Below are 21,844 nucleotides of genomic sequence, written 5' to 3'. Positions count from 1 at the left end.
GATGAAACGCGTGGATCACTGTCCCCAGCGCGGGATCGGGTCCGGCCCGTGGTGAGGCCATCGGAGCAGGACACCGAGCGGATCCTTCTGTTCCCGCCCGCTCCGGGCGAGCCGGTGCCAGCGCCGGCCAGGGTGCGATCGCCGGGACTTATGAGGTTGGGTCCTTGGCACGGTGTGGCGGTCTTGGCGCTCGTGGCGGTGGGGATCGCGGGATTCCTCTGGGCTCCATGGGCTGTCGAGGCCGACGAGACGGCCGGGCCGGACAACGGATCGATCGAGGTGGAGACCGCGGAAGTCGTGAAGCAGGACATGACGAAGAGCAGGTCACTGCCCGCCACATTGGGCTACGGCACGGCGCGCGTCTTGAAGGGCGGCCGGGATGGGGTAGTCACGTGGTCGCCGAAGCCGGGCGCGTCGGTGAAGCGTGGGAAGCAACTGTACCGGGTGGACGATCGGCCGGTGCCGTTGTTCTACGGCGGTCTGCCGTTGTTCCGGACGCTCGGTGAACGCAACATGGTGGGCCGCGACGTACGGGTCGTGGTCGACAACCTCAAGGCGATGGGGTATTCGGTCGGTTTTCAGCCGGCCGTCGGGGCCAAGGTGACTCAGATCGTGCCGCAGGCTGCGGACCCTGCCAGAGGGGAGGCGACACCGTCGACGACCGGCGAGCCCCAGGGCACGGTCAAGGGCGGCCAACCGGCTGACACGAAGGTCGCTGTGCCATCGCCCGGGCCGTCGAGGAGCTCGGCGCCGACGACGGTGCGGGTCACCGTGGGCAAGGGCGAATCGGTACTCACCGCCAGATTGATCGCGGCGATCAAAAAGTGGCAGAAGGCCTCCGGGCTGCCGGTGACCGGCAAGGTCGAGGTCGGTGACCTGATCGTGGCCACCGGAGCAGTGCGGGTCGACTCGGTCACCGCGCAGATCGGTGACAGCGCAAGTGGAGCTTTGATGTCGGTGACGCCGACGGTGAAGGTGATCACGGTTGCTGCGGAGCCGGCCGATGCGGACTCGATCGCGCAGGGTGACAACGTGACCGTCACGTTGCCGGACGAGAAGGAGGCGCCGGGCAAAGTCATCGCCGTCGGCACAGCGCTGCAGACGCCCGAAGGCAGCGGCGGTGACGCCAAGCCGACGCTGACTGTGACGGTCGCGCTCGACGACGCCGCTGCGGTCAGCAAGCTGGATTCCGCGGCGGTCCAGGTCGACTTCGAGGCTGAGACCCACGCGGGGGCGTTGGCGGTGCCGGTGGGGGCGTTGACGGCGTTGCAGGAGGGCGGATACGGGGTGCAGTTGGCCGAGGGCGGCCTGGTGGCGGTAAAGACAGGGTTCTTCGTCAAGGGTCTGGTGGAGGTCACCGGTGCGGGACTCGCCGAGGGCACCCGGGTGGTGACCACGTCGTGACCGACTCCTACTCTGGCGCGGCGCCGGCCGGGCCGGTGCTGTCGGTGCGTAACGCGAGCATGGTCTACGCCGGCGGGGTGACCGCGCTCGATCGGGTGTCGCTCGACATCGCCGAGGGTGAGTTGTTGGCGATTGTCGGGCCGTCGGGCTCGGGCAAGTCGACGTTGCTGAATGTCATGGGCACGTTGGATCGTCCGACGTCGGGTTCGGTGCGGATCGGCGGGCAGGACGTCGCAGCGCTCTCGGATCGGCGACTGTCGGCGTTGCGGGGGCGGTGGCTCGGCTTTGTGTTCCAGCAGTTCCATCTGACAGACGGGCTCAACGCAGCCGAGAACGTCGCCACCGGCCTGCTGTACGCCGGCGTGGCACGCCGGCACAGGCGTCGGCTCGCGGTGGAGGCGTTGGCACGGGTGGGGCTGGCGCATCGCATCGGGCATCTGCCGAACCAGCTGTCCGGTGGTGAGCGTCAGCGGGTGGCGATTGCCCGAGCCCTGGTCAACGACCCCGCACTGGTGCTGGCGGATGAGCCGACCGGGGCGCTGGACACGGCGAACGGGCACGCGGTCCTGGATCTCCTGCACCGGTTGCACGCGGAGGGCACCACGATCGCGGTCATCACCCACGACCGGGACATCGCGCGGAGCCTGCCGCGGCAGGTGGAGATCCTTGACGGCCGGATGGTAGCCGACACGGTCCGGGCCCGCGCCGGCACGGTGGGGGCCGAGTGACGGGCCGGAGGATGCTGACGCCGGCGACGACGAAGCCGGTGCGGTTGGCGCCGCTGGACCTGGTGGGCTTGGGGCTGCTGGGGATTCGGACCCGTAAGTTGCGGGCGGCGTTGTCAGCGTTGGGTATCTCGATCGGCATCGCCACGATGATCGTCGTGACCGGGATTCCGGCGTCGAGTCAGGCGCATCTGAGCGCGGAGCTGTCAGCGTTGGGGACGAACATGTTGCAGGCGACGCCGGCGCCCAGCAACGACCGTCCGGTGTCGTTGCCGGAGGAGTCTGTGGGGATGGTGTCCCGGATCGGGCCGGTGATCGTGGCGAGCGGGGTGGCGAACACCCACGCCGTGGTACGCCGTAACGACCGCACCGACCCGAAGGACGGCTCTGGGCTGACCGTGCTGGCGAGCCGACTCAATCTGTTGCAAGCGCTGAACGCCCGGATCCAGCAGGGGCACTTCCTCACCGAGGTCACGAAGAAGTTCCCGACGGTGGTGCTCGGTTCGGTCGCCGCGTCGCGTCTCGGCGTGACGAACGTGCGGGTAGCGGGTGAAGCGCCGCAGGTGATGATCGGCGACACGTGGTTCACCGTTGTCGGGATTCTGGAACGCACCCCGCTGTCGCCGGAGATCGACCGGTCGGTGCTGGTCGGGTGGGACGTCGCTCGTGACGTGCTGGGGTTCGAGGGTCATCCCACGGTGATCTACCTGCAATCGCGCGAGGCGGCGATCGAGGCGGTACGAGCGGTTCTGCCCGCCACGATCTACCCGCAGAGTCCCAGCCAGGTGCTGGTCACCCGTCCGTCGGATGCGCTCGCCGCCAAACGGGCCACGGAGAATACGTTCTCGGCGCTGTTCTTGGGTCTGGCCGCGGTCGCGTTGCTGGTCGGCGGGATCGGGGTCGCCAACACCATGGTCATCTCCGTGCTGGAACGCCGTTCTGAGATCGGTCTGCGCCGGGCGCTGGGCGCGAACCGGGGGCAGATCCGCGGGCAGTTCCTCACCGAGTCCGTTGCCCTGGCCGCGCTCGGCGGGATCGCCGGGACGGCGCTCGGGCTGCTGGCCACCGCCGGCTATGCCACCTATCACGATTGGCCGATCGTCGTACCGCTGTCCTCCACGCTCGCCGGGCTCGGTGGCGCCGTCGCCGTCGGCGTGATCGCCGGTGTCTACCCCTCCGTGCGTGCGTCCCGCCTGACCCCCACCGAAGCCCTCGCCGCGGTCTGAGCTCGGCGGTCCGTCCACGCATGGCTTGATTAGAAAAGTGGCTTGGATCACAGAATGCTTGAAAGTGAAAGCGATCGGCGAATAGGGTCTCATTTGAACATTCAAATGAACGCTCGGAGCGGACGTGAGGAGCCGCAGTCAAGGAGTTGACGACCTCTGCCTCGCTCGCGGCGCCCGTGGGTTTCGGGCAGCATCACGCCCTCACTTCGCCGCCCCGTTGCTCGTCGGGGCGTCCCCAATCCCTGGAGAAATTCGTGCAAACTACGTCAACTAAGCCGTCGGCATCCCGACTCCGGCGCGCGGTCGCACCGTCCCTGCTGGTCCTGGCGCTCGTGACCGCAGCGGCTTCCCCGGTCGCCGCGGCTCTGCGCCCTCAAGTGATCGTGCTCCCGGGCGCTACCTCGGCCGAGGGCATCGCTGTCGGGCGCGGCAACACCTTCTTCGCCGGGGACCTGCTGCGCGGCGACATCTTCAGGGGCGATCTGGGCCGCGGCAAGGCCGAGATGTTCGTCGACAACCCGGACGGGCGCATGGCCGTGGGCATGGCGGTGCTGGCCGCCCACGACCTGCTCTTTGTCGCCGGCGGCCAAACCGGGCAGGCGTACGTGTACGACACCAACACGGGTTCGACGCTGGCCACCTACCAGTTCGGTGATCCGGCCGGCTCCATCGTCAACGACGTGACCGTCACCTCGCGCGGTGCCTGGTTCACCGACTCGCGACAGGCCAAGCTCTACTTCGTACCGGTAAGCCGGACCGGAGTTCTCGGGCAGTTCCAGGCGCTCACCGTCACCGGCCCCGCGGCCGACACCAGCGGGGGATTCAACCTCAACGGCATCCAGGCCGCTGACGGCGGACAAACTCTCATCGTGGCGCACTCCGCTACGAGCACGCTGTACACAGTCAACCCGGCCACCGGCGTCAGCGTCCCTATCGCCGGGATCACCGTGCCCACCGTGGACGGCCTCGTGCTCTCGGGCAGGTGGCTGTGGGCAGTCCAGGCCAACAACCAGATCAGCCTGATCCGCCTGAGCCCGCGGTTGGACTCCGGCGTCGTAGAAAAGGTGATCACCAATGACCTGTTCCAGTCACCGTCGACGGCGGCCCTGCACGGCGACAAGCTCGCGGTGATCAACGGGAAGTTCGACACCGGCTTCCCTCCCACCGCGGACCAGTACGAGGCGGTCGTCGTCCCCGCGCGGTGATCGATGGAAAGTAGGCGACTCCGTCCCGGTCAGGCACATCATTAACCGGCACGATATGTGAAGCACTCTTTGTCGCCGTCAAGAGAATCAAACGTCCAGCCAAGTCGAGTCAGGACGCTTCCTTTATTGATGACAAGGCGGCGTGGCGGGTCCGGATAATCTGCAGTGCCAATGCGCGGGTCTGCGGCTCGACGCCCGATCTATCTTCGCTGCCGGCCAGTTTCTCGCTCTGTTCCAGATGTTCCTGCAGCGCTTTTAGGACGAGCGTGTCGAACTCCTTGCCGGCTAGCTTGGCGGCCTTGGTCACCTGGTCGGAGGTGACCATGCCGGGCATGGGCATGTTCTTGTGGGGATTCTCCTTCGGCAGGCCGGCTTGGTCGTGCAGCTCGCGCAGCGCGGTCAGCTCGGCGTCGGTGAATGTCTTCGTCTGCTGGGCCATGGCCTGCACGTCGGGGCGGCCGCTGCGCTGCGGGACGAGATCCAGCAGGGGGAGCAGTTCCTCGTTCATCGCGATGTTGATCTCGATCCAGGCCAGGTCGGTGCCGCCGAAATGGGATGCGATCGTGGGTGTGGGGGAGGTGACCGGATCGGCGCCCGCGGTGGTGCAGCCTGCCAATGCCAAGGCGCCGGATAGGAGGATTCGGGCAATGGCTTTCACGTCAGGAAGTCTTACCCCTTGCGGTATATCTGTCAACGACTCGATATTGTTGGATGCACATGGGATAGCGAGTGCCGGCCCTGCCGGAGGCCAGGGGCCGGCACTCAACCGGTAGGCTCAGAAGTTGCCGGCCGTGTTGCACTTGGCGCGCTGCACGATGCAGTCCTTGACCCGGTGGCCGAGCGCAGCGTCATTCCAGGCGAAGAACGTGTCACCGTGCATCGACGACGCCATTGCGGAAGCCAGCCGGAAGTCGTCCGCGGTGCCGCTCGTCGGGTACGCGATCAGGAGCGAAACGGACGGGATGGCGACAGGGTAGGCGCCGCCGCACGTGCCGTCGTAGGTGTAGGCGACGTGCGCCTTGTGTGTCGGGCTGTCCAGGTGGACCCCGTCCCAGCAGTCCGGGAAGACGAGCTGGAACATCAGGGTCGCCCCCGGTGCGCAGAGCGGCCAGTTGCCGTCAGCGCTACGGCCGATCTCGCCGCCCGCGCCGGCGCAGTAGAACTGGTTGACCGAGCCTGCCGGGGTGGGCGCCTGAAGTCTGGCGTCGCCCGCGATCATCCGGAAGCCCTGCGGGAACGGTACGGTCTTCGACGAGTCGACCAGGCGCGATCCGTAGTAGACGACCACGTCCTTCGGCTCCACCGCAACGCCGCGCTCGTACAGCGTAGGAATCCAGTACGCCGAGAGGTCTTCGGCGGGCTTGCAGCTGGTGCCGGCGTTGCTGAGCAGGGTCTGCGTCGTCGTGTTCGCGTCGGTGCTGTTGTTGCCGATGAAGCTGTGCATGTGCGACGCGCCGGCCAGGCCGGGGAAGACGATCGGGTCGTCCGGCTTCGAGTGGCTGTACAAGCAGGAGGCGTTGAACTCGGGCACCCGCACCGAGTTGGCGGGCACCGGCCTGGGGGTCATCGCGGCGAACTCGGCCAGCTGGGCGTTCCACTTGGCCTGGTCGATGCCGACCCAGCCGGGGCCGGGCTGCGAACTGCCGTCGCCGAAAGAGAACCAGTTGACGTTGACGAAGTCACCGGCCGCGGTGTTCTTCATGACCGCGAACACCGACTGCGCGCCGGTCGGGTGGGTCGCGGTCGTGGCCGTCAGTGTCGTCCAGTTCTGCCAGCCGCCGGTCGCGGTGATCGGGAACTGGACGAGCAGGGGGCCGGTCAGCGATCCGGTGTGCAACTCGACGCTGCCGGTACCGACGGCGGAGGAGACCCGCGCGGTGACGGTCAGCGTGCCACCGGCACCGAGGTCCACGCCGTCATACCGCATCCAGTCGCCGTTCGCGAGGTAGGAGGCGCTCTGCCCGCCGCCGGTGTCGCCGGTCTGCTCGAGCACCACGCCGGACTGATCTGCGTACGTCTCCGCCTGAACGACGGTTGTGGCCGCCGCTGCGGTGCCGGCGGTGGATACCAGGGCGACTACGCCGGTCAGCGTGGTGGCGAGCAGGGTCCGGGTTCGAAATCCGGGATGGCGGTGCGGGGCTGGGGATGTCTGCATACCTGTCCTTCGTGTCGTGCCACCTTCGCGCCGATGGGGGTTGGCGGGGCGGTGGCCGCCGGGTGAGTGCCGAGAGTATGCCGCCTGGGAAGCGCTTCCTCGATTCCCGGGCGGAGACTATGGGCGTCATATGGGGAAACAGGCGGGACATCCGCGCGCAATCTCGCGGTGGCTACGGCATTTTGGACACGCTCGACCCGTATCTGAGAAAGCGCTTCCCGACCGTCGCTGAAGCACCTGGTCGGTCGGGGTCCGACAGCCGCGGCACAACCAGCACTGACCCGGCGGCCCAGGTCGCCCCAGTTCCGGAACCTTGACTTTCCGCACGCTCGACGGGCCGGACCTCGGCCAGCGATCCAGGCGCTCACCTGCACTGATTCGCTCAGCGTCGCCCAGGCGGGCACCGGACCCTGCCTCGGGAAGCGATTCCCAGCCTCCCACCTGGCATTGACAGGCATGAACCGGCCATTCACAGTGGCGTACGAAAGAGCGCTCTCTCGAAGTTTTCTCTCTCCCGTAACCGCTCCGACACATCCCCCAGGAGGAGCTCCGCATGACTTCCGCAGTACTCCGAAGTGGCGGGACCGGACGCCGGCTGAGCCCCGCGAGGGCGCTCGCCCTCACCGCCGGTCTCCTAGCCCTGCTCGGCACATACTTCGTCGCCACCGTCGGGCCCGCCAGCGCCGCCGAGGTGATCGTCTCCCAGGCCAAGCCGGTGACCGCGTCATCGGTGGAGTGGGAAGGCACCCCAGCCGCGGCTGCAGTCGACGGCAACACCGGTACGCGCTGGTCCAGCGGTTTCGCCGCGGCCCAGTGGTTCCAGGTAGATCTGGGCTCCGTGCAGTCGCTGAGCCGGATCGCGATCGACTGGGAGGGCGCGTATGCCAAGGCCTTCACCATTCAGTTCTCCACCGACGGCAGCAACTACACGCAGGCCTACGGCACCACGACCGGCGCCGGCGGACAGCAGAGCATCCCGGTCAGCGGCAACGCCCGTTACGTACGGATCAACCTGACCCAGCGTGCTCTCGAGATCTACGGGTACTCCTTCTGGGAGTTCCAGGTCTTCGCGGGCGGTACCACCCCGCCGAGCACCCCGCCGACCACCGGGCCGGGGGGTCCCACGCTGCTGTCCTACAACAAGCCCGCGCGGGCCTCGACCGAGCAGAACGATGCCAACTGCAACCCGTGCACGGCCGACAAGGCATTCGACAACGACCCGGCCAGCCGCTGGGCGACCAGCCCCACCACCGGCTGGGTCGACCCCGGATGGATCCAGGTCGACCTCGGCGCCACCGCGCAGATCAGCCAGATCGTGCTGCAATGGGACCCGGCATACGGCAAGGCCTACCAGATCCAGGTGTCCGGTGACGCCACCAACTGGACCTCGCTCTACTCCACGACCACCGGCGACGGCCTGAAGGACGTCATCAACGCCACCGGCAGCGGCCGGTACGTCCGGATGTACGGCACCGCCCGCGGCAGCGAGTACGGCTACTCGCTCTGGGAGTTCAGCGTGTACGGCACCGGCGGCAACCCGCAGGCACCGCCGGCCAAGCCGGCCGACCCGGCGTTCCCGGCCACCCGCCTGGTGTTCGCGGACGAGTTCAACGGCGTGCCTGGCAGCAAGCCCGACGGATCGAAGTGGACGATCGACCCGGGTACCGGTCAGAACGGCGAGGTGCAGTACTACACCAACAACGACAACGCCGCGATGGACGGTGCCGGCCACCTCGTCATGACTGCTCGCAAGGAGACCGTCGGCGGCCGCGACTACACCTCGCACCGGATGAACACCGGTAACAAGTTCAGCTTCCAGTACGGCCGGGTCGAGGCACGCGTCAAGGTGCCGAAGGGCAACGGCCTGTGGCCGGCCTTCTGGATGATGGGCTCGGACTTCCTCGCCGGGCGCCCGTGGCCGTACAACGGCGAGGTCGACATCATGGAGGTGCTCGGCCGCAACACCGCCGAGAGCTACTCCACGCTGCACGCCCCGGCCTACAACGGCGGTGGCGGCTACGGCCAGAAGTACAACCTGCCCGGCGGCGGCGACTTCGCCAACGACTATCACGTCTGGGCCGCCGAGTGGGACAGCAAGGGCATCAAGTTCCTGGTCGACAACCAGCAGGTGTTCTACGCCAGCAAGGAAACCGTGGAATCCACCCGCGGTCCGTGGATCTTCGACCACCAGTTCTACATCATCCTCAACCTGGCGGTCGGCGGGGACTTCCCCGGCCCGGTCGACGCCACCACGCCGTTCCCGTCGCAGATGCTGGTCGACTACGTCCACGTCTACCAGTGAGCTAGGCGGCCACGGCGCCGAGCCGGGGACGGGTCCCATCCCGTCCCCGGCATTCCTTCCCGGCAGCATCAACACCATCGACCCTCGCGGGGAGAGCGCTCTCACGGGAGTCGGACCGGTGCTATAACAGACGCCATGAGCGCGCGGCCCGGACAGGGCGGACAGAACCCCACGATGGATCAGGTGGCCGAGGTCGCGGGCGTCTCCCGGGCCACCGTGTCACGGGTCATCAACGGCGCACCGAGCGTGGACGCGAAGATCCGTGAGATGGTGCAGCGCGCCATCGCGCAAACCGGCTACGTGCCCAACATCGCCGCCCGTACCCTGGTGACGCGCCGGACCAACTCGGTGGCACTGGTCATTTCCGAGCCTGAGCGGCCGAACGACACGTCGTTTCTGAACCGGGTCTTCACCGACCCATACTTCGGCCGCATCACCGCCGGGGCCACGGCCGCGCTGCGGCCGCATGACATCCATCTGGTGATCATCCCGACCGACTCCAGCGACCACCATCACGTCATCCGCTACCTGCGGCAGGGCCATGTCGACGGGGTGCTGCTGATCAGCAGCCACGAGCAGGACCCGCTCCCGCGCCAGCTGTACGAGTTGGGCATCCCGGCCGTGGTGTCGGCCCGGCCCAGCTCGCCGATCGCCACCAGCTACGTCGACGTCGACCAGCGCCTGGGCGCCCGTCTCGCCGCCGAGTACCTGCTCGTGCGCGGGTGCCGCCGGCTCGCCACCATCAGCGGCCCGCTGGACGTCCCGTCTGGCCGGGACCGCCTCGACGGCTTCCGGTCCTACCTGGCCAACCGCGGCTTCGGCGACGTGCCGTCCATCGAGGGCGACTTCACCCGGGCCGGCGGCGAGGAATGCACGCGCCAGCTGCTCGCGGCGCACCCCGACATCGACGGCCTGTTCGTGGCCAGCGACCTGATGTCCGAGGGGGCGTTGCGCGCAGCGCAGGACCTGGGCCGTCGGGTGCCCGACGACGTCGCAGTGGTCGGCTTCGACGACAGCAGCGCGGCCCTGGACTGCCGGCCGCTGCTCACCACCATCCGGCAGCCGGTCGAGGAGATGGCGGCCGAGATGGCCGAGGTGCTGATGGCGCGGATCGGCTCGCCGGGCCGGCTGCCCCGCTCGGTCACGTTCCAACCGACCCTGGTGATCCGCGATTCGGCCTGATCACCGTCCAGGCGGGATCGGCAGAACCGGGCCGTGAAGCGCTTTCCGGGGGAAATGATCGTCTCCATCCCGCATGGGGCTTTTCCCGATGCGCGTCGGAACCGGTTCCGGATTCCTTGTTTTCGAACCCGCGCAGGTCCGCCGGTGGAGCTGAAGGCGATCCATGATCCGCGATCTAGCTGCATGAATGCCCAGAGCGGGCAGGTCGCTGTGGCGAATCCTTGTGACATCCACAAGTACGTCGCGGTTACGTTTGGTTCCGGAACCTCGGCTACACCTGGACAGGGCGTCTACCCCTATCTAGCGTCGACGGCGGGGGAGCGCTCTCCCGTACCTGTGTGGAGAGATTCGGCTTCCCCCGGCTGCAAGCAGTCCCCCTTGCAGTTCCCCGCTCAAGGAGAAGCAATGATCATCCCCAGTAACTCCGCACTCGCGCGGAGGCGCTCCCCCTGGCGCCTCGCCGCGCTCGGCGGCCTCGTGGCCGTCGTGGTCGCCGGCTACGGCGCCGTCACCGCGCTCGGTGCGAACGCCGCCGAGACCCTGCTGTCGCAGGGCAAGCCGGCCATCGCGTCGTCCACCGAGGCGGCCGGTGCCTACCTCGCCTCGGATGCCGTTGACGGCAACACCGGTACCCGGTGGTCGTCGGCGTTCACCGACCCCCAGTGGCTCCAGGTCGACCTGGGCGACTCGCAGACGATCTCCCGGGTCGAACTGAACTGGGAGACGGCCGCGGCCAAGGCCTTCCAGATCCAGGTGTCGGACAACGCCAGCACCTGGACCTCGATCTACTCGACCACCACCTCGACCGGCGGCAACCAGTCGCTGACGGTCGGCGGCACCGGCCGGTACGTGCGGATGTACGGCACCCAGCGGACGACCGGGTACGGCTATTCACTCTGGGAGTTCAAGGTCTTCGGCGGCACCACCACCCCGCCCACCACGCCACCGCCTTCCGGTCCGGCGATCCCCGGCGGCGGCAGCCTCGGCGCCAACGTGGTGGTCTTCGACCCGTCGATGTCCAGCGCCACGATCCAGACCCGCGCCGACGAGATCTTCCGGCAGCAGGAGACCGCCCAGTTCGGCACCGGCCGGTACGTGCTGGCGTTCAAGCCGGGCACCTACAACGGCCTGAACATCCAAGTGGGCTTCTACACCTCGATCGTCGGGCTCGGCCAGAACCCGCAGGACGTGCGGATCAACGGTGACATCACCGTCGACGCCGGCTGGTTCCAGGGCAACGCCACCCAGAACTTCTGGCGATCCACCGAGAACGTCTCGGTCTACCCGGTGAACGGCGCCGACCGCTGGGCCGTCTCGCAGGCCGCGCCGTTCCGGCGGATGGACATCCACGGCGACCTGAACCTGGCGCCGAACGGCTACGGCTGGGCGTCCGGCGGGTACATCTCGGACTCGCGGATCAGCGGCAAAGAGGGCCAGTACTCGCAGCAGCAGTGGTTCACCCGCAACAGCCAGATCGGCTCGAACACCAACGCGGTGTGGAACCAGACGTTCGTCGGCGTGCAGGGCGCTCCGGCCGCCAGCTACCCGACCCCGCCCTACACCGTCATCCCGACCACCCCGGTGATCCGCGAGAAGCCGTACCTTTACCAGACCGGTGGCGACTACGCGGTCTTCGTGCCCAACCTGCAGACCAACGCGGCGGGCGCGACCTGGGTGAACGGCAACACCCCCGGCACCAGCATCCCGCTGAGCCAGTTCTACGTGGCCAAGCCGGGCGACACCGCGGCGCGGATCAACCAGGCGCTCGCCCAGGGCCTGAACCTGATCTTCCAGCCGGGCGTCTACCACGTCAACGAGACCATCAACGTGACCCGGGCGAACACCGTGGTGCTCGGCCTCGGCTACGCGACGGTCATCCCGGACAACGGGGTCACCGCGATGCAGGTGGACGATGTGGACGGCGTGAAGATCGCCGGCGTGCTCTTCGACGCGGGCACCACGAACTCGCCGAACCTGCTGGTGGTCGGCCCGTCCGGCTCGTCGGCCAACCACGCCGCGAACCCGACCACGATCCAGGACGTCTTCTTCCGGATCGGCGGCTACATCGCCGGCAAGGCCACCAACAGCCTGCTGGTGAACAGCAACAACGTGATCATCGACCACATCTGGGCGTGGCGCGCCGATCACGGCAACGCAGGCACCTACGGCTGGACGATCAACACCGCCGACAGCGGTCTGATCGTGAACGGCCAGAACGTCACGGCGTACGGCCTGTTCGTCGAGCACTATCAGAAGACCGAAGTGCTCTGGAACGGCAACGGCGGCCGGACCTACTTCCTGCAGAACGAGCAACCGTACGACCCGCCGTCCAACGCCGCCTGGCGCAGTGACGGTGTCGGCTACCCGGCGTACAAGGTGGCGGACAGCGTCAGCACCCACGAAGCATGGGCGATGGGCAGCTACGCCTACTTCAACGTCAACCCGGGCGTGCACTCGGCGAACGGGTTCCAGGCGCCGGCACACGGCGGGGTGAGGTTCCACGACATCTTCACCATCTCGCTCGCCTCCGGCACGATCGACCACGTCGTCAACAACATCGGCGCGCCGGCCCAGGCCAGCGCGGTGGTGCCGTCGACGGTCACGAATTTCCCGTAGGGATCCTCGGCTGCCACGTGGGATCAGGGTGGTCGGCGCCCTGATCCCGCGCCCTGGCCCGCCCTCCGTGACGCCGCCCGCAGGCGGGGTGACGGAGGGCGGGCCGCCCGTGGATCAGTAGACCGAGACGCCGTAGTTGTTGAGCGCCTCGACGACCGGCTGGAAGAACGTCTGGCCTCCGCTGGAGCAGTTGCCACTGCCGCCGGAGGTCAGGCCGAGGGCGACGGAGCCGGAGTGCAGGGAGCCGCCGCTGTCGCCCGGTTCGGCGCAGATGTTCGTGCCGATCATGCCGTAGACCGGACCGTCGGAGTAGTTGACCGTGACGTTCAGGGCGGTCACCGTGCCGGTGCGGTAGCCGGTGGTGCTGCCGCTGCGGGCCGCCGACTGGCCGACGACCGGATTGGCGGCGCTTGAGATGTCCTGCGTGGTGCCGTTGTACCGGTTGACGGCGCCGGGCCGGTCCCAGCCGGCGGCCGTGTACTGGATCAGACCGAAGTCGTTGCCCGGGAACCAGCCGCCGACCTTCGGCCCGATCGTTCTGCCGCCGGCGGACCAGGTGCCGGTGTTCACCGTGCAGTGCCCGGCGGTGAGCACGTAGGCGATGTCGCCCCGGCGCACGTTGAAGCCGAGGGAGCAGCGGATGCCGTTGGTGGTGATCGCGTCGCCGCCGGTGAGCAGCGGGCGCAGGACGCCGGTGGTGGTCTCCAGCCGTGCGGTGTCGCCGAGCTTGGTCACCGCCTGCTTGAGCTGGGTGAGCTTGGCGCCGGTGACGGTGCTGTCGGCGGTGACCCGGACCTGGTTGGTGACCGGGTCGACGCCCCACGTTGTGCCGGTGATCGTGGCGGTCTGGCTGAGCTGGTCGGTGGCGGCCTTCAGCGTGGCGGCGCTGTGCTTGACCATGCGGGCGGTGGCGCCCCTCGCCCGGACCTGCTGAGCGGCTGCCGCGGTGGTGACGGTGACGACGAGCTTGCCGTTGTCGAGGTACGAGCCGGCGGATTCGCTGGACAGGGTGTCCGCCAGTGTCGAGGTGGCGAGGGTCGCGGCGGCGGCCTTGTCGACCACGGTGGCCTCCGCGTACGCGGGGCTAGCGGCGAGGACAGTGCCAGCCATGAGTGCCGTCGTGACGATCGGTGTTAGCCGGCGCCGGATTGAGCGAGGGGTCGTCACACGTGCCTCCCTGAGATGGTGAACATCTACAAGGATTGTTAACTGATAGGCGAACTTATTCAAGTATTTCGATGTGATCAGTGGGCAGCCGGCGAACGATGCCGCGCTGGGTGATCATTTGATGAGGAACTGATCGAGGTCGGGTGCCGGCGCGCTGGCGTGGAAGAACTTGATCTCCGAGTCGCCGGCGGGCAGCGTGATCGGGAGGTCGTAGCGTGCGGGTGTGGTCCAGCTGCCCTTGCCCGGCAGCTGTAGCGACACGGTGTCGCCGTCGTTGACGATGATGTCGAGCGGTCGGGTGCCGTCGGTCTCATAGACGATCACCAGTGTCCGTCGGCCGGCCGCCGGGACGCCTCGGACGCGGAGGATCAGCGCGTGGCCCTGTCCGACGTACTGCACCCGGCTGCCGGAGGCGCACGTCGCGCAGTCGATCGTCTCGACGTCGATCAGTTCGTTGGCGGGATCGGTCGCGGCGATCCGGATGGGCCGGAACGTGGGCCGTGGCAAGGAGTTGACCGCCGACGGCTTCACGGTGGCGGACCTGGTCACCGCGGGGGAGTAGGACGGCAGCGCTCGCACTGTGAGCGGAGTAGCAACGGGGGCCGGCACCAGGCGCGGCACCAGAACCGATGATGCCGCCACGACGAGGCCCAGAGCCGCCGAGACCCGCCAGAGCTGTGTCGTTATCACGTCTGCCACCGGATCACGGCTTCGGTGCGGGTGCGCACGTTCAGCTTCGCGAACACGCTGTTCAGGTGATTCTTGACGGTTTTCTCGCTGACCCCGAGGTGCGCGGCGACGGAGGCATTGGTGAGACCCGCGCTGACCAGATTCAGCACCTCCTCCTCGCGGTCGGTCAGGCTGAAGCCGCGCCGCACGCTGTGCAGATCCTCGATCCTGGCCTGTTCGGCGCGGTGCCGGGCGTAGACGTCTCTCATGGTCGCCGCCGCGACCGCCGCGGCTGTCGGAGTGAGCCAGCCCTGGCCCGACGCCACCGCCCGCACCGCGCGCGGCAGCTCGGCGGGATCGAACTGCCCGTAGACCAGATAGCCGCGCGCCCCCTTGTGCAGCATCGGGCCGATCAGCTCCAGCTCCGGTGAACTGGTCAGCACCAGAACCGCCGAATACCGCGCCACCTCCTCAATCACCGACAACCCGTCGGCGACCGGCATCCGGTAATCGAGCAGGGTGACCTGTGGCCGCAGCCGCGCCGCGGTGATCAACGCGGCGCGGCCGTTGCCCGCTTCGGCCACCACGCTGATCCCGCCGTCGCTTTCGAGCAGTGGGCGCAAAGTCGCCCGGACGTTGGGGTTGTCGTCGACGACAAGCACTGTGATCATAGGGGCACCCGGGCGGTGACGATGGTTCCCCGGCCAGGCTCGGAGACGACCTCGAAGCGTCCGCCGATCGCGCGGGCCCGCTCACCCATCCCGACGATGCCGTGATGGTCGCGCGCCTGCAACACCGACAGATCCGACGGCACGGCGAAACCCTCCCCATCATCGCGGACGACCAGCAACAGCGTCCGATCCTGCCGTCTGACCAGGACCAGAACCCGTCGGGCCCGCGCATGGCGCGCGACGTTGGTCAGCGATTCGTGCAGGATCCGGGCCAGCTCGTAGCGCACCGGCACCGGCGGATCGAGAGGCGACATGTCCAGCTCCGCCGGGATGCCGGACTCCGCGGACCACACCCGGCAGAGCCCTTCGAGGGTACGGCGGAAGTCCTCGTCGGGCGCGTCCAGCCGCAAGCCGGACAACAATGCCCGGGTTTCGCGTTCTGCGGCGGCGGCTCCGGCGGAAATGGCGTCGGCGAGTTGCCGGGCGACCTGCGGCTGGCCACCTACCGAGCGGGGCAGGGCGAGAGCGGCCAGGGACATGCCACGGACCGTCTTGGCCACCGAGTCGTGCAGCTCCCGCGCCAGGCGGGCCCGTTCCAGCGCAGCCGCCGAGCGCCGCACAGCGTCAATCTCCGCGGCGGAGCGCAACCGCCCGCGCAGCAGGATGCGGCACGCCGCCGCGGCCGCGAGCCCGGTCACCGGAACCGCTGCGGCCATGGCCGATTGGGACGCCGTCAGCAACTCCGCGGGCGGGACGGCCACCGTGCACACCACGTACCCCTGCAACAGTTGAGCCGCCCACAACGGCGCGGCCCGGAACCCCAGCAACACACCCGCGAATACCGCACAGCTCGCGGCGTACGCGAAAAAGGTTGTGCCGCCCCGATCGAGCGCGAGCACGCCCAGCAGGACCACGACGTCGACGGTAAGGAACGCCGCCCGCCGCCCGGTGCCGGGCAACCACCGGGCCACGAACGTCAGCTGAGTAGCCGAACTCAGCGCCGCCACGACCAGCGCGCTGATTGCCTCGGCCCCGACGCCGACGCCGGCGACCAGCCCGGCGCCGCCCGCCACCAACGCCACGACGATCCGGACGACCAGCAGCACCCGCAGGTAGCCCGCGGTGACGGTCGCCTCGGCGTCGCGCTCGGCCGGATCGCTCACTGTCTCCTCAGAATCACTACGCGGTGGACCGGGGCGAATATAGCCGACCTTGCCAGGCTCGGCGCAGGAAGCAACCGCACGGCCTGGGACTTTAGGCCCAGGGCGGCTGCCCGGCCGAGCGCTACCGTCCTGGCGGCCCGCCGGCCCCCGTCCGGCGGGCCATCCCCAAGAAGCTCAGGAGGATAATCGTGTCCCACGGTTTCAGGTCCGCCGAACGCCAGGTGGCGGCCCGTTCCCGGCGGCGTGTTCCCCGGCCCGCTGTGGCGATCGGTGCGGCCGTCGCCGTGTTGGCCGGTGTACCCGTCACCCTCATGCTGATACCGACGGCGGACGCCGCGACCAGTGCGGCCGCTCCCCCCGGCGCGGTGCGGGCCTCGTCCTACAACGCGCAGTCTGGCGCCGCCGTGGAGGTCACCAGAGACACCGGGGGCGGCAAGAACGTCGGCTGGCTCGCCGACGGCGACTGGCTGCGCTACGACAGCGTCGACCTGGGCGCCAAGGGTGACGCGGTGACCTCGGTGCGGTTCGCCGCGGCCTACAAGACGCGGCCGGGCACGGTCGAGGTCCGGATCGACTCGCTCACCGGACAGCTGCTGGCCGTGGTGCCGGTCAAGCACACCGGCGGCAACCAAGACTGGCGTACAGCGACGGCGGCCGCGCATCCCTCGCCGGGCGGCAAGCACACCGTCTTCCTGGTGATCCGCAGCATTCAGCCCAACGACTTCGTCAATCTCAACTGGTTCGCCATCAACCCCACGTCCTCCGGCACGCCCAGCACACCGAATTCCTCCGGCACGCCCAGCGCGTCGCCCTCGGTCACAGTCCCGACCGCGAGCCCTTCGGCGACCTCGGCGACTCCGACGCCGGCGGCCACGACCGGCTGGATTCCTGTCGACCAGGAGCGCTGGGCTGCTCAGCTCGCAGCCTTCCGGGCGATGACACCCCGCCCGGTGCCCGCGAACCGCGGCCGCAATGCCGAGTTCAACGCCACCTGCCAGTACAGCCACTCCGCACCGGACGACCCGATCGTCTTCCCGAACATGGCCGGCGCCTCACACCTGCACTCGTTCGTCGGCAATGACAGCACGAACGCGGCCTCCACGCCGGATAGCCTCACCCGCTTGACCGCCTCGAGCTGCAAGCCTTTCGAGGACCACTCGGCGTACTGGGTCCCGACCCTGTTCGAGCACGGCAAGGCCGTCGAACCGGAGCAGGTAGTCGTCTACTACGGCTCACTGCTCGAGGACAAGACCAAGACCGTGCCCATGCCGTACGGAATGCGGATGATCGCCGGCGACGCCAAGAAGCAGGAACCCACCCCGCGGGGCGCGGTCAACCAGTTCTACTGCGCGGGCGGCCCGCAGGACGGCAAGACGCGCAGCACCGACGGGAACTGGCCGGTGTGCGACGGCGGCACCCTGCACTTCACCCTGCGCTTCCCCGACTGCTGGGACGGCAAGCACCTCGACAGCCCCAACCACAAGAGCCACGTCGCGTTCGGCGGCGGCGGCAAATGCTCGGGCGACTATCCGGTCGCCATCCCGGCACTCACCTTCTCCATCGCCTACCCGACCAGCGGAACCGCGGACGGCTTCAAGCTTGCCTCCGGCATGGCGTCCTCAATGCACGGCGACGCCTTCCTCGCCTGGGAAGACGACGCGATGGCCCACCGGGTGAAGGACTGCGTCGTGCAGGAGACCCCCTGCAACACCGCAGGGAAATTCTGAGCCGCAACGGTCGCCAGACCCAAGCCAACTCCATCAACCTCGGCTGATCCGGCCGCCACGATTCTCAACCGAGGCCACCGGGCCGGGCACCGTCGCCCCCAGCGGTGTTCGGCCCGGTCCGGGCTACGCGCCGCCGCCGGTGCGGCCACTGCCCAACTGCTCATCGCCGTGCTGGGGGCTGGTCTCCTGTACGGCCTTCCGTTCGGGGGGCGGCCAGACGGCGTCAGCGTCGATCTGCCGCAGGATGAGTTCACTGATCTCGCGGAGTTGCCTCAGGTGCGTCGGGCTCAACGCGTCCACCACCAGAGCCCGGACGGCCCGCACGTGGCCGGGTGCGGTAGCAGCGACCTTCTCGAAACCCTCGTCGGTGAGGGTGGCGTTCATGTATCGCCCGTTCTCGGGGCTCGGTTCTCGGCGGATCCAGGCGCGGCGCTCGAGGCGGGTGACGGCGTGCGACAACCGGGACACTGAGCCGTTGGCGAGCTCGGCCAGGTCGCCCATCCGCAGGGTCCGCTGGGGCGCCGCGGACAACTGGGACAAAACCATGTACTCGAAGTGGCTGATTCCGGCTTCGGTCTGCAACTGCCTGTCCAGGGCGGCCGGAAGTTTCGAGATCAGGCCGGACAGCGGCCACCACGCCTGCATCTCCTGCTTGTTCAGCCAGGGCGGTTCCAGCGCGGCCGAAGCGGCAGGGTCGGCGCAGTCGTCCTCCATAGGCGCACAGTCTACGGCCTCATTTGAACGGTCAAGTCGCGCAGCCTACGGTTCACGCCGAACCTGACGGTCGACCAGCACTCAGCCTCCGGACAGCCGAACCCAGACAGCCTGTTCACGGTGAGCCCGGCGACACTAACGGTAACGGCCGGTGCGGAGGCCGCAGCGGCACCGCCCCGATCGCGCTGAACGACACCGCGGCCAGCCCGCCGTAGCAGCCCCAGCGCCCCCACCGCTGCCACCGTCCAGGTGCCCGGGCGTGGGAGCCCGGCCCGCGATATGCCGGCCATCCCTCCATGGTCACGTACCGCTGCCCGTAGCCGGGTGTGAACGGCGGACCCGCGCCGCAGATCCCGAAATGGACTGGGTGGTTGACGCGCCGCGGTAGCCGCCTGCGGTCGGGGGTGTGCCGCCCGGTGCCGCCTGGTTACGGTGGTGCGGTCGGGACATCCGCAGGCTCTCGGATCCGACGGTTGATCTGCCAGGCCACGGCAGCCGTGGCCGTCATGCTGGTGGAGCGGGTGCTCCTCGGCCTGCTGGTGGCCGCCTACTGAGCAGCCGGGCCGTTCGTCTTGCCGGACCGGCAGGACGCGGCACGCAGCGTGGTCATCACGACGTAGCCGTCCCGGCCGACCTGCACGGCGAGTTTCTGCCGGCCGGCCTGGTCCTTCGGCAGCCGCCATTCATCGATCCGGGCGCCGTACCGTTTGACCGTCGCGGCGTTGATCTGGCCGGTCAGCCACTGCGGTACTGCCGCAGCGAGGGCTTCCAGCGCCGCCCGCAACGTTTCGCCGACCATCTCCAGGCGGTTGAGATCACGGACCGCGGCCACCACATGGGTCGCGTCGGTGCGCTGACGGCCCCGCGCCGCGACCAAACCCAGCTCGACCAGCCGGTCCAGCAGCATCTCGAACGCCACGTTCTGCAGGTCATGGGTGACCAGCCGGGTCCGGAACTGCGACAACACGCTGAAATCGAAGCCCGGATCGGTCAACTCCAGACCCAGGCAGTATTTCCAGTCGATACGGCTGCGGACCGCGTCGGCCGCCTGCCGATCGGTCAGGTTCTCCGCAAACTGCAACACCGTGACCATCACGAGCCGACCCGGCGAGATACCGGGCTTGCCGCGGACCCCGAACGCGTCGAGGAACGCCTCGTCGGCGAAGACCTGCCCCAGTTCGTCACGCACCCGCATGGCCAACGTCGGTTTCCGGAACGCCGCCCTGGCCACCGCCACGGTCTGCTCCGGAACCTCCGCAAACACCCTGTACCGTGCCAGAACTCGTCGCACACACGGTGAGCTGGGATTTCCCGGTTCGCGTCGAGGACCATCGGTGTGGTGGTTCGGCTGGTGTACCTGATGGTGATCCGGTTGGTCGGCGCTCTGGGGCTGCTGGTCCGAGGCGACACCGCGTTGCTGGCGGAGGTCCTCGCCCTGCGCCATGAGGTGGCGGTGCTGCGCCGGCAGTTGAAGGGTCGGCCGCGGTTGTCCTGGCCGGACCGGGCTGTCCTGTCGGCCCTGGCCCGTCTACTGCCCACCGCCGTCCGGGCCCACCGGCTGGTCACCCCCGCCACGCTGCTCGGCTGGCACCGGCGGCTGCTGCGCCGGCACTGGACCCACCCACGCAAGACCGGCCGGCCGCCGATCAGCGACGAGATCCGCGACCTGATCCGACGCCTCGCCCGAGAGAACCCCCGATGGGGACATCGACGCATCCAGGGCGAACTGCTACGGCTGGGCCATCATGTCGGCGCGGGCACGATCCGGCGCCTCCTCGCCGCCCGGCGACCCGGCCCGGCACCGCGAACCGTGGACACCAGTTGGCGGACGTTCCTGCGTGCCCAAGCGCACGGCCTGCTGGCCATCGATTTCTTCCACGTCGACACGATCCTGCTGCGACGCTTGTACGTGCTGGTGGTGATGGAGGTGGCCACCCGCCGCGTCCATCTACTCGGGGTCACCGCCAACCCGGATCATGCCTGGGCCGTCCAGCAGGCCCGCAACCTCGTCATGGACCTCGACCAACAGACCAGCCGGTACCGTTTCCTGATCCGCGACCGGGACGGCAAGTACAGCGCAGCGTTCGACGAGGTCTTCACCGCCGAGGGCATCACCGTGGTCAAGATCCCGGCACAGACACCGCGGGCGAACTGCTACATCGAACGCTGGGGACGCAGCCTCCGCGAGGAGTGCACCGACCGGCTGCTGATCTACGACGAACGACACGCCCGAACTGTGGCCGGAGAGTACGTGGACCACTTCAACAACTACCGCCCCCATCAAGGCCGACAGCAGCTGCCACCGAACCACGGCCCCGCCGTCGTCATCGCGATGGACGCCTCGATACGACGCCGACAACGCCTCGGCGGCGTGATCAACGAGTACCACCGAGCAGCCTGAACCGATCTTCAAAACCCCAGTTCACAGCAGCTAACGCAGTTTTGGCACGGTACACCCACCGAACGCCGTCTGCTGGCCGCCGCGGAGCGGCTGTTCGCCGAGCACGGCGTCGGTGCAGTTTCGCTGCGAGCGGTGATGCAGCAGGCCGGCACGAATGTCGCCGCGGTCCACTACCACTTCGGTTCCAAGCAGGCCCTGCTCGCCGCCGTGGTGCGCAGCCGGATCGACCAGGTGACCGCCGAGCGAGACACGATCGTCAAGGGCCTCGCCGACGCCGACGTGATCGGATTCCACGACCTGGCCGGCGCGCTGGTGCGGCCGGTCGTCGTCGTGCTGGAATCGGGGGCGAGCACTGGCTGCGGCTGCTCGGCGGTCTGCTCCGCAGCGGGCCCGGCGGCCTCGCGGAGATCTCCACGACGTTCCTCGACCGCAACGCCGAGTTCGTTCGCCTGCTCGGCCGGCTGACACCCGGCACGGCACCGCGGACGCTCGGCTTCCGCCTGACTCAGGCCATGAG

The 21,844-nt window shown here is 68.6% G+C and carries 18 protein-coding genes; 10 read left to right on the top strand and 8 right to left on the bottom strand.

Translation table 11 applies throughout. From position 1 onward, the window contains the following. Positions 1 to 339: 339 nt before the first annotated feature. From DMB66_RS51160 to DMB66_RS51145, 4 genes are all read left to right on the top strand, one after another. On the top strand, positions 340 to 1,404 hold the full coding sequence (locus DMB66_RS51160) for an efflux RND transporter periplasmic adaptor subunit (RefSeq protein ID WP_199753131.1): 1,065 nt from the start codon (positions 340 to 342) through the stop codon (positions 1,402 to 1,404). A gap of 59 nt (positions 1,405 to 1,463) precedes the next feature. Beyond that, positions 1,464 to 2,132 carry an ABC transporter ATP-binding protein gene (locus tag DMB66_RS51155; protein ID WP_125811351.1) on the top strand — a complete coding sequence of 223 codons (669 nt, stop codon included), beginning with the start codon at positions 1,464 to 1,466 and terminating at the stop codon, positions 2,130 to 2,132. Between the two features lie 11 nt (positions 2,133 to 2,143). Further along, a complete protein-coding gene (locus tag DMB66_RS51150; RefSeq protein ID WP_125811360.1) occupies positions 2,144 to 3,355 on the top strand; it encodes an ABC transporter permease in 1,212 nt (403 codons plus the stop codon). Positions 3,356 to 3,687: 332 nt separating this feature from the next. Beyond that, positions 3,688 to 4,560, top strand: coding sequence for a hypothetical protein (locus tag DMB66_RS51145; RefSeq protein ID WP_233625432.1), 873 nt, complete (start codon positions 3,688 to 3,690; stop codon positions 4,558 to 4,560). A gap of 109 nt (positions 4,561 to 4,669) precedes the next feature. Here DMB66_RS51145 and DMB66_RS51140 read toward each other — a convergent pair whose 3' ends face one another. Then, on the bottom strand, positions 4,670 to 5,218 hold the full coding sequence (locus tag DMB66_RS51140; protein ID WP_125811350.1) for a DUF305 domain-containing protein: 549 nt from the start codon (positions 5,216 to 5,218) through the stop codon (positions 4,670 to 4,672). A gap of 117 nt (positions 5,219 to 5,335) precedes the next feature. After that, positions 5,336 to 6,715: a DUF1996 domain-containing protein gene (locus DMB66_RS51135; RefSeq protein WP_125811349.1), complete on the bottom strand. Its 1,380-nt coding sequence runs from the start codon at positions 6,713 to 6,715 to the stop codon at positions 5,336 to 5,338. Positions 6,716 to 7,268: 553 nt separating this feature from the next. On the opposite strand from DMB66_RS51135, the gene DMB66_RS51130 reads away from it, so the two are divergent. The 3 genes from DMB66_RS51130 (at position 7,269) to DMB66_RS51120 (ending at position 12,815) form a co-directional block, all read left to right on the top strand. Continuing rightward, positions 7,269 to 9,017, top strand: a complete 1,749-nt coding sequence (locus DMB66_RS51130; RefSeq protein WP_125811348.1) for a discoidin domain-containing protein — start codon at positions 7,269 to 7,271, stop codon at positions 9,015 to 9,017. 135 nt (positions 9,018 to 9,152) lie between these two features. Next, on the top strand, positions 9,153 to 10,199 hold the full coding sequence (locus tag DMB66_RS51125; RefSeq protein WP_233625431.1) for a LacI family DNA-binding transcriptional regulator: 1,047 nt from the start codon (positions 9,153 to 9,155) through the stop codon (positions 10,197 to 10,199). Between the two features lie 405 nt (positions 10,200 to 10,604). Continuing rightward, positions 10,605 to 12,815: a discoidin domain-containing protein gene (locus DMB66_RS51120; RefSeq protein WP_125811347.1), complete on the top strand. Its 2,211-nt coding sequence runs from the start codon at positions 10,605 to 10,607 to the stop codon at positions 12,813 to 12,815. A gap of 114 nt (positions 12,816 to 12,929) precedes the next feature. On the opposite strand, the gene DMB66_RS51115 is transcribed toward DMB66_RS51120, so the two are convergent. From DMB66_RS51115 to DMB66_RS51100, 4 genes are all read right to left on the bottom strand, one after another. After that, the gene (locus DMB66_RS51115) at positions 12,930 to 13,982 is read right to left on the bottom strand and encodes a S1 family peptidase (RefSeq protein WP_370320931.1); all 1,053 of its coding nucleotides are present in this window, start codon (positions 13,980 to 13,982) and stop codon (positions 12,930 to 12,932) included. A 114-nt stretch (positions 13,983 to 14,096) separates the two neighbouring features. Beyond that, positions 14,097 to 14,531, bottom strand: coding sequence for a hypothetical protein (locus DMB66_RS51110; protein ID WP_125811345.1), 435 nt, complete (start codon positions 14,529 to 14,531; stop codon positions 14,097 to 14,099). A 137-nt stretch (positions 14,532 to 14,668) separates the two neighbouring features. Further along, positions 14,669 to 15,322 carry a response regulator transcription factor gene (locus tag DMB66_RS51105; RefSeq protein ID WP_125811344.1) on the bottom strand — a complete coding sequence of 218 codons (654 nt, stop codon included), beginning with the start codon at positions 15,320 to 15,322 and terminating at the stop codon, positions 14,669 to 14,671. Beyond that, entirely contained in the window at positions 15,319 to 16,485 is a 1,167-nt protein-coding gene (locus DMB66_RS51100; RefSeq protein ID WP_125811343.1) for a sensor histidine kinase, read from the bottom strand. The genes DMB66_RS51105 and DMB66_RS51100 overlap by 4 nt, the downstream gene beginning before the upstream one ends. Positions 16,486 to 16,796: 311 nt before the next feature. Between DMB66_RS51100 and DMB66_RS51095 the strand changes: the two genes are divergently transcribed. Next, positions 16,797 to 18,212 carry a DUF1996 domain-containing protein gene (locus tag DMB66_RS51095; RefSeq protein WP_125811342.1) on the top strand — a complete coding sequence of 472 codons (1,416 nt, stop codon included), beginning with the start codon at positions 16,797 to 16,799 and terminating at the stop codon, positions 18,210 to 18,212. Between the two features lie 123 nt (positions 18,213 to 18,335). On the opposite strand, the gene DMB66_RS51090 is transcribed toward DMB66_RS51095, so the two are convergent. Next, positions 18,336 to 18,926, bottom strand: coding sequence for a MarR family winged helix-turn-helix transcriptional regulator (locus tag DMB66_RS51090; RefSeq protein ID WP_125811341.1), 591 nt, complete (start codon positions 18,924 to 18,926; stop codon positions 18,336 to 18,338). A 547-nt stretch (positions 18,927 to 19,473) separates the two neighbouring features. Then, positions 19,474 to 20,163 carry a transposase gene (locus DMB66_RS51085; RefSeq protein WP_370320927.1) on the bottom strand — a complete coding sequence of 230 codons (690 nt, stop codon included), beginning with the start codon at positions 20,161 to 20,163 and terminating at the stop codon, positions 19,474 to 19,476. Between the two features lie 102 nt (positions 20,164 to 20,265). Between DMB66_RS51085 and DMB66_RS51080 the strand changes: the two genes are divergently transcribed. Beyond that, positions 20,266 to 21,327, top strand: a complete 1,062-nt coding sequence (locus tag DMB66_RS51080; RefSeq protein WP_233625430.1) for an integrase core domain-containing protein — start codon at positions 20,266 to 20,268, stop codon at positions 21,325 to 21,327. A 69-nt stretch (positions 21,328 to 21,396) separates the two neighbouring features. Further along, a complete protein-coding gene (locus DMB66_RS65695; protein WP_199753133.1) occupies positions 21,397 to 21,792 on the top strand; it encodes a helix-turn-helix domain-containing protein in 396 nt (131 codons plus the stop codon). Positions 21,793 to 21,844: the final 52 nt, after the last annotated feature.

The organism is Actinoplanes sp. ATCC 53533 (assembly GCF_003947245.1).
This window is presented reverse-complemented; position numbering and strand designations above follow the sequence as displayed.